At 57.4% G+C, this 11,928-nt stretch carries 6 protein-coding genes; 1 reads left to right on the top strand and 5 read right to left on the bottom strand.

Annotated elements, in window-relative coordinates:
• Nucleotides 1-34 precede the first annotated feature (34 nt).
• The 4 genes from uvrA to KUF54_RS00235 form a co-directional block, all read right to left on the bottom strand.
• A complete protein-coding gene (uvrA, locus tag KUF54_RS00250; RefSeq protein WP_219344173.1) occupies nt 35-5,995 on the bottom strand; it encodes an excinuclease ABC subunit UvrA in 5,961 nt (1,986 codons plus the stop codon).
• A 161-nt stretch (nt 5,996-6,156) separates the two neighbouring features.
• On the bottom strand, nt 6,157-6,294 hold the full coding sequence (locus tag KUF54_RS00245; RefSeq protein ID WP_219344171.1) for a hypothetical protein: 138 nt from the start codon (nt 6,292-6,294) through the stop codon (nt 6,157-6,159).
• Between the two features lie 398 nt (nt 6,295-6,692).
• The gene (locus KUF54_RS00240; protein ID WP_219344169.1) at nt 6,693-7,700 is read right to left on the bottom strand and encodes a porin; all 1,008 of its coding nucleotides are present in this window, start codon (nt 7,698-7,700) and stop codon (nt 6,693-6,695) included.
• Nucleotides 7,701-7,956: 256 nt separating this feature from the next.
• The gene (locus KUF54_RS00235; RefSeq protein ID WP_219344167.1) at nt 7,957-9,639 is read right to left on the bottom strand and encodes an MFS transporter; all 1,683 of its coding nucleotides are present in this window, start codon (nt 9,637-9,639) and stop codon (nt 7,957-7,959) included.
• A 455-nt stretch (nt 9,640-10,094) separates the two neighbouring features.
• Between KUF54_RS00235 and KUF54_RS00230 the strand changes: the two genes are divergently transcribed.
• A complete protein-coding gene (locus tag KUF54_RS00230; protein ID WP_219344165.1) occupies nt 10,095-11,216 on the top strand; it encodes an NADH:flavin oxidoreductase/NADH oxidase in 1,122 nt (373 codons plus the stop codon).
• Nucleotides 11,217-11,282: 66 nt separating this feature from the next.
• Here KUF54_RS00230 and KUF54_RS00225 read toward each other — a convergent pair whose 3' ends face one another.
• Nucleotides 11,283-11,918 (bottom strand): 2-hydroxychromene-2-carboxylate isomerase, encoded by a 636-nt coding sequence (locus tag KUF54_RS00225; RefSeq protein ID WP_219344163.1) that lies wholly within the window; start codon nt 11,916-11,918, stop codon nt 11,283-11,285.
• Nucleotides 11,919-11,928: the final 10 nt, after the last annotated feature.

The following is an 11,928-nucleotide window of genomic DNA, read 5'->3' as shown; positions in this document are numbered from 1 at the left end:
AGTGCTTCAACCCTTGCTCAATATTTTTATGGCATCACTGCCGCGCCAGAACCGGTGCCAATGCCTTGCCTGTATGGGTGCCGATCTTGACCAGTTCCTCGGGCGTGCCCGTGGCCACGATGCGGCCACCGTCATTGCCGCCTTCTGGACCCAAATCAATGATCCAGTCCGCCTCGGCAATTACGTCCAGATCGTGTTCGATGACGATGACGCTGTGGCCACCATTCACCAGCCGGTGCAGCACATGAATGAGCTTGTCCACATCGGCCATGTGCAGGCCCACTGTGGGCTCATCCAGCACATACAGCGTATGCGGCGCCTTCTGGCCCCGGCGGCCAATCTCGTCGCGCACCTTGGTCAGCTCGGTCACCAGCTTGATGCGCTGCGCCTCGCCGCCGCTGAGCGTGGGGGATGGCTGGCCCAGCGTGAGATAGCCCAGCCCCACATCTTTGAGCAGTTGCAGCGGGTGGCCAATGCTGGGCATGGCAGAAAAGAATTCCACCGCCTCATCTACCTCCATCTTCAGCACATCCCCAATGCTCTTGCCACGCCAAGTCACAGCCAGCGTTTCGGGGTTGAAACGTGCGCCGTGGCAAACCTCGCAAGGCACTTTCACATCGGGCAAAAAGCTCATCTCGATGGTGCGCACGCCCTGACCTTCGCAAGCCGGGCAGCGGCCTTCGCCGGTGTTAAAGCTAAAGCGCCCCGCCGCATAGCCCCGCGCCTTGGCCTCTAGCGTTTCGGCAAACAGCTTGCGAATCGTGTCCCAAAAACCGATATAGGTGGCAGGGCAAGAGCGCGGTGTTTTGCCAATCGGGGTTTGGTCGACTTCCAGCACCCGGTCCACCACTTCAAAGCCTTTAATCCCTTTACATCCCACCAGCTTGGGCGACTTGCCTTCATCCATGGCATCGCGCCCGGCCTTGGTGCTGCGCTGCTGCACCCAAGCGGCCACATTGGTCAGCAGCACATCGCGCGCCAATGTGGACTTGCCCGAGCCAGACACGCCCGTTACCGCCACCAGACGTTTGAGCGGTACGCGGGCATCCACGTTCTGCAAGTTGTGCAGATTCGCTCCCAGCACGCTGAGCCATTGCAGGGCATTGCTGTCTTCGGTCACTACAACTTCCGTAGCTGCTAGTGCCTTCTTTTTCTTGGCTTTGGATGGTTTTTGGTCTGAAACCAATACATCTTCAGCACTAGCTGCTTCTGCATTGATAGCAGGCTGCTCTGCAACAAGCGCTGCTGGCACTGCTGGTGGCTCACCCTCACCCACCCACAAACGTGGCTTAAAGGGGTGGCTCATGGCGTGCAGCAGGTAGCGACCGGTGACGGAATCCTCGGCGGCCATGATGTCGGCCACCGTGCCTTGCGCCACCAGTCGGCCACCACGAACACCGGCGCTGGGGCCGATATCGATGATGTGATCGGCGCGGCGAATCGTGTCTTCGTCATGCTCCACCACCACCAGCGTATTGCCCTTTTCACCCAGCTTGTGCAGGGCGTTCAGCAAGATCTGGTTGTCGCGTGCGTGCAGGCCAATCGTGGGCTCATCCAGCACATAGCACACACCCTGCAGATTGCTGCCCAGCTGGGCGGCGAGGCGAATACGCTGCGCCTCGCCACCGCTGAGCGTAGGTGCGCCCCGGTCCAGCGTCAGGTAGTTGAGGCCCACTTCTTCGAGGAACTCCAGACGGCTTTGAATCTCAGGAATCAGGTCGCGTGCAATATCGCTTTCGCGACCCGACAGCGCCAGTTGCTGCACCCAACGGCGCACATCGGTCACCGACAGTTGCGCCACATCGGTAATGCCTACGCCGTGGAACTTCACAGCCCGCGCCGTCGCGTTCAAGCGCGTGCCTTGGCACTTGGAGCAGGCCACTTCGGCCAAGTCTTCCACTTCTTGGCCTTCAAACTTCACCTCGCGGCCACGGTTGTCTTCGGCCAGCAGCGTGTCGTCATACACCTTGCGCTGGTCCTTGGTCAGCTTCACGCCCGTGCCCACACAGTCGGGGCACCAGCCATGCTTGCTGTTATAGCTAAACAGGCGCGGGTCCAGCTCGGCATAGCTGGTGGCACAAACCGGGCAGGCGCGCTGGGTGGAAAACACCTGCAGCGCACCAATGCCCGCCGTGCTCTGCCCGCCCTGCATGGCATCGGCCAGATTTTCTAGCCCGGACAGCACATGCAGCACGCCCTTGCCAATCTCCAACGCTTGGCGCAGATGGGCGCGCAGCTCTTTCTCGGTGGCAGCAGTCACCGTCACGCTGGCCACGGGCAGCTCAATCGTGTGCTCTTTGAAACGGTCAATGCGCGGAAAGCCCGTGGTCGGCAAAAACTCGCCATCGACGCGCAGATGCGTGTAACCCTTGGGCCGCGCCCAGTCGGCCAGCTCGGTGTAGATGCCCTTACGGTTGACCACCAAGGGCGCGAGCAAACCAATGGTCTGCCCACGGAAGTTCGTCAACAGCTGTGCGGCGATGCTTTCTTCGGTTTGCGGCTGCACGATGGCATCGTCATGAATGCAGTGCTGCGCACCCAGCTTGACGTAAAGCAGGCGCAGGAAATGCCAGACCTCCGTCGTTGTGCCCACCGTGGATTTGCGACCACCGCGCGACAGGCGCTGCTCAATCGCCACCGTCGGCGGAATGCCGTAGACCGCATCCACCTCGGGTCGACCCGCAGGCTGCACGATGGAGCGCGCATAGGCATTGAGCGATTCGAGATAGCGGCGCTGGCCTTCATTGAACAAAATATCGAACGCCAGCGTGGACTTGCCCGAGCCCGAAACCCCCGTCACCACGTTGAATTTGCCACGCGGAACATCCACGCTCAGCGACTTGAGGTTGTGCTCTTTGGCGTTGACGATTTCAATAGCATTTTTGGCCTGGAGTCCTTGTACTGACTTGGCTTTTCGCTCTGATTTGTAGAGCATGGGAGCGACTTCACGCACCGCCTCGCCGCCCACACCCATTGCCAAGTCATATTCGCGCAGCGCCTGCGCGGTGTGCGAAGTCGTCACATGGCGCACATCCTCAGGCGTTCCCTGGGCCACAATCAAACCGCCGCCATCACCGCCTTCAGGCCCCAGATCAATCAACCAGTCGCTGGCGCGAATCACATCCAGGTTGTGTTCGATGACGATGAGTGAATGCCCCGCTTCGAGCAGCTTTCGCAGCGCCCGCATGAGCTTGGCAATGTCTTCAAAATGCAAGCCCGTGGTGGGCTCGTCAAACAAGAACAGCGTGCCTTTTTTGGCCAGCGACTGTTTGGACTTGGACTGCGACTTGGCAGCCTCTGCCAGAAAGCCTGCCAGCTTCAAACGCTGAGCTTCCCCGCCCGACAAGGTGGGCACGGGCTGGCCTAGCTTCACATATTCCAGCCCCACATCCACGATGGGCTGCAGCGCACGAATCACATCGCGGTCTTGCGAGAAAAGCAGCGCCGCTTCGGCAACGGTTAAGTTCAGCACATCAGCCACATTCAAGAGCTGGCCGCTGCGCTCAATCTTCACTTCCAAAATTTCAGGGCGATAGCGCGTGCCATCGCAGTCCGGGCAACGCAGATACACGTCTGAGAGGAACTGCATCTCCACATGCTCAAAGCCCGAGCCGCCGCAGGTGGGACAACGCCCATCGCCGCTGTTAAAGCTGAACTTGGTCGCGGTGTAGCCGCGCTGGCGCGACAGCGGTGCCACGGCAAACAGCTCGCGCAAGGTATCCCATGCGCCCACATAGCTGACTGGGTTGGAGCGCGCTGTTTTGCCGATGGGTGATTGGTCAACAGACATCACATCGGCCAGATGATCGGCGCCCATCAGGCGCTCGAAGGCACCGGCAGAATCTGTAGGTTTGCCAAAGTGGCGCATCAGCGCAGGCACCAGTACATCTTGAATCAGCGTGGATTTGCCTGAGCCTGAAACACCGGTAATAGTGACGAGTCGCTGCAGCGGAAAGTCCACGCTGATGTCTTGCAGGTTGTGCTCGCGCGCGCCTTCCAAAATCAGGCGCGGCGTGGCTTCTGTGACCATGCGTTTAACGCCAAAGCCCACCTGCTTGCGCCCGCCCATATAAGCACCGGTCAAGGTGTCGGCATGGCGCAGCTCATCGGGCGTGCCATCAAACACAATCTGCCCGCCGCGCGCACCGGGGCCGGGGCCCATGTCAATCACGCGGTCAGCAGCAAACATGACGGCGGGGTCATGCTCCACCACTACCAGCGTGTTGCCCGCATCGCGCAGGCGCTGCATGGCTTCGGTGATGCGTGCCATATCACGCGGGTGCAGGCCAATCGATGGCTCATCAAGCACAAACAGCGTGTTGACCAGCGAGGTGCCCAAGGCCGTGGTCAAGTTGATGCGCTGCACCTCACCGCCGCTCAGCGTGCGGCTTTGACGATCCAGCGTGAGGTAGCCAATGCCCACATCACACAGGTACTGCAAACGCGTCATTATTTCTGCGTGCAGCATCTTTAAGGCCTGCGCTTCACCATCATTTTTTTGCGCCTCGGCGCTCAGCGGCAGTTGTGCAAAAAACTCACGCAGCTTGGTAATCGGCAAGCGCATCAGGTCGTGCAGACACAGGCCGGGCAATGCACTCAACTGCTCACGCGTCCAGCCCACGCCGTTGGGCATAAAGCGCTGATAGCGGCCCTTTTCATCCGCAGGGGGAAACACCGCATCTGCACTTTGCTTGCTGCCAATGCGCCACAGCAGGCTTTCAGTCTTGAGGCGCGCGCCACCGCAAGTGGGGCATTCGGTGTAGCTGCGGTACTTGGACAGCAGCACCCGAATATGCATCTTGTAGGCTTTGCTTTCCAGATACTCAAAGTAGCGACGAATGCCGTACCAGGTCTGGCTCCACTTGCCGTTCCAGTTGGGCGATCCTTCGATCACCCAGTCTTTTTGTTCTTGGGTCAGCTTGGCCCAGGCTGTATCGCGCGGAATGCCTTCGGCCTCGGAGTGGCGCATCAGGTCATCTTGAATTTCCTTCCACGCCGGCGTCTGAATCGGCTTGATAGCGCCGGTGCGCAGCGTGAGCTTATCATTGGGAATGACCAGCCCCCAGTCCACACCAATCACGCGCCCAAAGCCGCGGCAGGCATCGCATGCGCCCGCCGCAGAATTGAAGGAGAACAGCGAGGGGATGGGCTCCAGATAGCTCAAATTGCTTTCAGGGCAATGCAGGCCTTGCGAGAACTTCCAAAGTTCAGGCTCAACCTCCGCGCCACTTTCAGGCAGAACGTAAACCGTGAGATGACCAGTGCCGCGCTTGAGGCCGACTTCAATCGCCTCCATGACGCGAACGCGCTCGGCCTTGCTCAGGCGAAAGCGGTCAGCAATCACATCCAGAACCTTGATTTTTTCAGGCGAAGTCTTGGTTTTTTTCTTGCCCTTGGTAGGCACATCTTCACCAGCGGGCAAAGCACGCTCTACCTCACGCTCGGCCTGCACCTTCGTAAAGCCGCTGGCAGACAGCCATTGCTCGACTTCTTCAGCCGTTGTATTCGCAGGCAGCTCGACGGGGAAGGTGATGGCAATGCGCGGATCGCCCGCCGCTTCGCAGCGCTGCGCCAATGCGGCATAAATAGTGTCTGCCGTATCGCGCCTGACTATTTGAGCTGTCTCACGGTCAAACAGGCTGCCAGCACGCGCAAACAGCAGCTTGAGGTGATCGTTAATCTCCGTCATCGTGCCCACGGTAGAGCGCGAGTTGCGCACCGGGTTGGTCTGGTCAATCGCAATCGCTGGCGGCACGCCTTCGACCTTGTCCACCGCAGGCTTGTCCATGCGATCCAAGAACTGGCGCGCATAAGCCGAGAAGGTCTCGACATAGCGGCGCTGGCCTTCGGCATACAACGTATCGAACACAAGGCTGGACTTGCCCGAGCCGCTGGGGCCCGTGACAACGGTCAGCTCACCGGTGCGGATATCAATGTCCAGATTACGAAGATTGTGCTGGCGAGCACCACGGATACGAATCAGGCCCTGCGTCATGTTCTGCGGTCTTTTCAGTGGAGGCCAAACATTCTAGGCAGTCTCGACATGCACTGCCGCGCCGCACGTTCATTAGGGCTTTGCTGAAACCAAACAAACACGCTAAAGAAAAAGCCCCGCAGCGCAGGGCTTGGCGGGGCTTGAACTTCAGAAAGGAATTTTTATTTGGATTCAGCGGGTACGGTTACAGCATCAGCGCCGTGTTTTTCTCCGCTCATATCGACCTTGTCACCCGCTTTCATGATGACAAACAGCGACACCGCTGCAAACACAATAAATCCAACCACTAGCTTCCACATGCTTGTCTCCAGTTTGTTGATGTTGTCTCGCGCAAGGCTGCACTTCGAACGCCTTGATCACAGGGTCTGTTCAGATTTACTCGGAGTCGCGAAGGATGCAGGCCGGTTGCCAATCTAGGCGTACGACGCAGTGCGGGTGCTATCCCGCACAAGGAGTGCAACGACGAGTGGCGGCTGGCCTGCCTCCTTCCCTTCGGGTTGCGGCGGCAACGCGATCTTCGATCAAGTCTCAACAGACCCTCGTGCATTGAAGCCTGCCGAGGTTTCGCCGAACTTACTGCGAGCCAATCAGCGCATAAGAAAAAACCCCATGTCTTTCGACATGGGGCATCAACTTGGAGTAATGGTCTGCATTATCAGCTGCAGCTGCTGTAGACACCGCTTACGCGGTGCACCAATTAGAAGTTGTGGCGAACGCCCAGAGCGACGGAGCTAAAGTCAGCACCGCGAACACCGCCGTTGCTATACATGCCGTTAGCGCTGTTGTTAACACGGGTGTAGTAGCCGTAAACCTTGGTGCGCTTGCTCAGGTTGTAGTTGTAGCCCAGCGTGAACTGAGTTGCAGCAGACTTGTCAATTTGGCTCCAGCTGTTAGCGCGACCCACGTTAGCGTGGAATTCAGAAGCGCCCATGGCGTACATGGCAGACAGACGGAAGTTGTTACGAGTACCAGCCAAGGTCTCGTCGTTACGCTGGTAGTAACCACCCAGAGTCACAGCACCAAAGGTGTACAGGCCGCGCAAAGAAGCTTGCCAGTTGCTATTCCAGTTGCTGTAAGCAGCACCCAAGTGCAGAGGGCCAGTTGCGTAGTTAGCAGCCAGGTCGTAGCCATTCTTATTGGCAGTACCTACAGCCTTTTCATGCAAGGAAACCGAACCTTCAGCCCAGAAAGCGCCCATGCTAGGTGTGCGGTAAGCAACCTTATTGATGGTACCAATACCACCAACACCACCTTGACCACCTGCAGAAGCACCCATCCAGTTAGGATCTTGGTACAGAGCATCGCTAGAGGAGCCTGTATCGTGGTTATGCATGCTGACATAGTCAGCCGAGCCGAAATACGATTCAGGGAAGAAGTTGCCCAGACGCAGCATACCGAAGCCGCCCGACAGGTTCACTTCGCTTTGACGACCGAAGTAAGAGCTCGAAGTAGCAGCACCTGTGTCAGAGTTAAAACCAGACTCCAGAACGAAGCCTGCCTTCAAGCCGCCGCCCAGATCTTCGGTACCACGGATACCCCAACGCGAAGCATTGTTTTGCATGCCAGTGTTGGAGACATCGCCAACCTTTTGATGCTCAACAGTAGTATTCACGCGGCCATACAGCGTCACGCTGCTTTGAGCCATTGCGGTGGTTGCGCCCATCACAGCCAGTGCGGCCAGAGCAATACGAGTCATCTTGGTCATTCAGTACTCCTAAATTCTGAGGTAGTGTTTTTGCACCGCATTACTCGTGGTTGTTAACCATCTGGCGGCTCGTTCCGATTCTAGGTCTGCGACTTAAAAAAGCTCGCTTGAAGACTCAAAAAAGTAACGTTTTGATGCTTTGTTGCAACACCACTGTCACAGTGCTGTACTAAGTAGAAACGAGAATGCCCGCTAGGCCTGAGCCTTGCGGGCATTACATAGAGTGCTGCAATTTATGCAGCGCCCATCAAACGCATCAGTCTTCTGCGTAGATGTCGCGGTCCTTGGTTTCGGGCACGAACAAGATACCGATCACAGCGGTCACACCAGCGATGATGATGGGGTACCAGAGGCCGTTATACATATTGCCAGTCTGCGCCACGATGGCGAACGACATGGTGGGCAGCAGACCACCAAACCAGCCATTACCAATGTGATACGGCAGACTCATCGAGGTGTAGCGGATGCGCGTGGGGAACAGCTCCACCAGCATGGCAGCGATGGGGCCATAAACCATGGTCACCAGCAGCACCAGATAGGCCAAGATCACAATCATCATGATCTTGTTCATCTTGGCGGGATCTGCCTTGTCGGGGTAGCCGTCTTGCTTCAACGTGCTGGTCACTTCTTTGTTGAAGTCGGCAGCTTTGGCTTTGAGCTCGTCAGGGCTCAAACCTGCCATGGAATAGCTAGAAATCACATGCGATCCGATTTTGATGACCGCAGGTGTCCCGGCAGGAGCCACTTCACTTTCATAGCTGACAGAACGATTCGCCAGAGCTTGTTTGGCCACGTCGCAAGAGCTTGTGAACTTGGCCGTACCTGTGGGGTTGAACTGGAACGAGCATTCAGCTGGGTCAGCCACGATGACGACCTTGTTTGTAGCCTGTGCCGCTGCCAGATCGGGATTGGCCGCTACGGTCAAAGCCTTAAAGGCAGGGAAGTACGTCAGCACCGCCAAGATGCAGCCCAGCATGATGATGGGCTTGCGGCCGATTTTGTCGGACAGCGTACCGAAAATCACAAAGAAGGGCGTACCAATCAGCAGCGCTGCGGCAATCATCAAATTGGCTGTGACGGCGTCCACCTTGAGCTGCTGCGTCAAGAAGAACAGCGAGTAAAACTGGCCGGTGTACCAGACCACGGCCTGACCTGCAGTCAAACCCACCAACGCCAGAATCACGACCTTCAGGTTCTTCCATTGACCAAAAGATTCAGTCAGCGGGGCTTTGGAAACCTTGCCTTCAGCCTTCATTTTTTGGAAGGCAGGCGACTCGGACAGCGTCATGCGAATCCACACCGAAATGGCCAGCAGCAAGATGGAAACGAGGAATGGAATGCGCCAGCCCCAGTCGGCAAAAGCCTCTTCGCCCAGCGTTGTACGCACACCCAGAATCACCAGCAGCGACAGGAACAGACCCAGCGTTGCCGTGGTTTGAATCCAAGAGGTGTAAGCACCGCGCTTGCCGTGCGGCGCATGCTCAGCCACATAGGTGGCAGCACCGCCGTATTCGCCGCCCAGCGCCAAGCCTTGCAGCATGCGCAGAACAATCAAAATAATGGGAGCTGCCACGCCAATGCTGGCGTAGTTAGGCAAGATACCCACGATAAAGGTGGAGACACCCATGATCAAGATCGTCACCAAAAAGGTGTACTTGCGCCCAATCATGTCGCCCAAACGGCCAAATACCAGCGCACCAAACGGTCGCACGATAAAGCCCGCAGCAAAGGCCAGCAGCGCAAAGATAAAGGCCGAGCCTGAATCCAAACCGCTGAAAAATTGCTTTGCAATGATGGCTGCCAGCGAGCCGTATAGATAAAAGTCGTACCACTCGAAAACTGTGCCAAGTGATGAGGCAAAGATAACTTTGCGCTCTTCAGGGCTCATCGGCCTGTCCACCGACTTTCCACCCGCATGTGATGCCGTATTAGTGGCCATGTTGTCTCCTTGATTTTTGAAGTATCAGGCGCTACCCACACACCTGTTTTGCCAATATCAAAGGGCCAACTGACCGCCAACTTACAAAAATTCACTTTCAAAAAATTCAAGACAAGGCTTTACCCGACCCTCTCGGCACTTACCCGCAGCTCTTTTTTTTCAATGTGAAAAATGCTGAGGACACAGAGATATGCCTTAAGTAATGTGCACACAGACACTCTCTCAAAAGGCGGCTCCTGCAAGGTTATCGAGCAAGGCGGAACATTGCCGCCTCTGCTCCTCCTTGGCTAGCCGTTCGCCCAAGCAGCCCAAGCGAGATCAATTTTTGATAGCTTGCAGTCCTTTCAAATAAGTCAATTCGTCTTGTTTTTCACTCAAAAGCAATGAATTGAATGGACTATTAGCTATTGAACTCATTGCACCGTCTCATTATTTTCTTGGCGATACCCTTCGACATGTCTGCACTGTTTACCTCCTTCCCCCTTAAAAGCCTGACCCTGCGTAACCGTATCGCTATTCCGCCCATGTGCCAGTACCGCGCGGTGGATGGCATCACCAATGACTGGCACCAAGTGCATTACGCTTCTATGGCGCGCGGCGGCGCGGGTCTGGTGATTGTGGAAGCCACCGGCGTTTCGCCCGATGGCCGTATCACACCAGATTGCACAGGCCTGTGGAACGATGGCCAAATTGAAGGCATGTCACGCATTGCCGCGGGCATCAAAGCCGCAGGATCCGTGCCCGGCATTCAGATCGCTCATGCCGGTCGCAAAGCCAGCGCCAACAACCCTTGGGAAAATGACGAGCACATTGCCGAAGGCGATGCACGCGGCTGGCAGACCATTGCGCCTTCGGCCATTGCCTTTGGCGCAGGTCTGCCGCGCGTTCCCCGCGCCATGACACTCGACGATATTGCCCGCGTGCAAGCCGACTTTGTCGCCGCCGCACGCCGCGCACTTGAGGCCGGTTTTGAATGGCTGGAACTGCACTTTGCTCACGGTTATCTGGCGCAAAGCTTTTTCTCCGCGCACAGCAACCAGCGCACCGACGCCTACGGCGGTAGCTTTGATAACCGTGCCCGCTTTCTGCTAGAGACCTTGAGCAAGGTGCGCGAAGTCTGGCCCGATCACCTACCCCTGACAGCGCGTTTCGGCGTGATCGAATACGACGGACAAGACGAAAAAACGCTAGAAGATTCCATCGCCGTGACCCGCCAGATGCGCGAGCGCGGTTTGGACATGCTCAACGTCAGCGTCAACTTTGTCATCCCTGATGTCAATATTCCTTGGGGCACACCCGCCTTCCTAGCCCCCATCTCCCAGCGCGTGAGCCGCGAGGCAGGCATTCCCGTCGCATCGAGCTGGGGCATGGATGACCCGCAAGTGGCAGAGCGCATCGTCGCTGACGGCGAAGTCGATTTGGTCATGATTGGCCGCGCGCACTTGGCGAACCCACACTACACCTACCAACTGGCGCAGACACTTGGCATTCCTCGTGCCGACTGGACCTTGCCCACGCCCTACGCACACTGGCTAGAGCGCTACCGCGGCGCGGCCAAGCTGCCTGCAGCGAAGTAAATAGCAAGCCAGAAATCAAAAAGAGACCTGCCGCGGCAGGTCTCTTTTTTTTTAGCTATGACTATCTCAGCTCAGGCCTGACTCCACACCGGCCACCGCATCCCACTGCGCATCAAACCACGGCTCACCCTGCAAATAACTGCGCAGCATGGGCAGTGCATCGAGCCCCCAGAAGACATGGCCATCCACCTCCCATGCGGGCACGCCAAACACACCGGCCTTGCTCGCTTGCTCGGTATTGGCACGCAGCCATTGCTTTACCTCGTCACCGGCTTCATCTTGGCGCTTCTGTTCCTGTAGCAGGGTCCGCAGGCTCTGCAATCGCTGCGGGTCATTGGCATTTTCACCGCCCACCCAGACATGCTGCATTACCGCCTGCGCTACAAAGCGGTTGATGCAGCCATCGCGCCCATGGGCCAGCGCCAGCCGCAGCAAAGGTGTGGGCTTGAATGGGTGCTGCTCCGGCATCTGCAGCGGTATGCCCAACGACTGCCCCAGCCATGTCGCATGCCGGTAAGTCCACAGCCTCTTGGTCGGAATGCCTGCCGGGCCAGGGTTGGCATTGCCCTGCAGCAAGGCTCCCAGCAGCACCGGACGATATTCCGCGTGATAGCTGAGACCCTGCAAAGCCTTGGGCATCTGCTCCAGCGCCAGCCAGGCATAGGGGGAAACAAAGTCCAGATAACAGGTGATGTGCTTCATGTCTCAGCTC

It is taken from the genome of Comamonas sp. Y33R10-2, from assembly GCF_019355935.1.
GTDB lineage: Bacteria > Pseudomonadota > Gammaproteobacteria > Burkholderiales > Burkholderiaceae_C > Comamonas.
This window is presented reverse-complemented; position numbering and strand designations above follow the sequence as displayed.

Excerpts from the sequence above, each read along its gene's own strand:
- uvrA (WP_219344173.1), bottom strand. The coding sequence starts at position 5,995 with ATGACGCAGGGCCTGATTCGTATCCGTGGTGCTCGCCAGCACAATCTT.
- KUF54_RS00245 (WP_219344171.1), bottom strand. The coding sequence starts at position 6,294 with ATGTGGAAGCTAGTGGTTGGATTTATTGTGTTTGCAGCGGTGTCGCTG.
- KUF54_RS00240 (WP_219344169.1), bottom strand. The coding sequence starts at position 7,700 with ATGACCAAGATGACTCGTATTGCTCTGGCCGCACTGGCTGTGATGGGC.
- KUF54_RS00235 (WP_219344167.1), bottom strand. The coding sequence starts at position 9,639 with ATGGCCACTAATACGGCATCACATGCGGGTGGAAAGTCGGTGGACAGG.
- KUF54_RS00230 (WP_219344165.1), top strand. The coding sequence starts at position 10,095 with ATGTCTGCACTGTTTACCTCCTTCCCCCTTAAAAGCCTGACCCTGCGT.
- KUF54_RS00225 (WP_219344163.1), bottom strand. The coding sequence starts at position 11,918 with ATGAAGCACATCACCTGTTATCTGGACTTTGTTTCCCCCTATGCCTGG.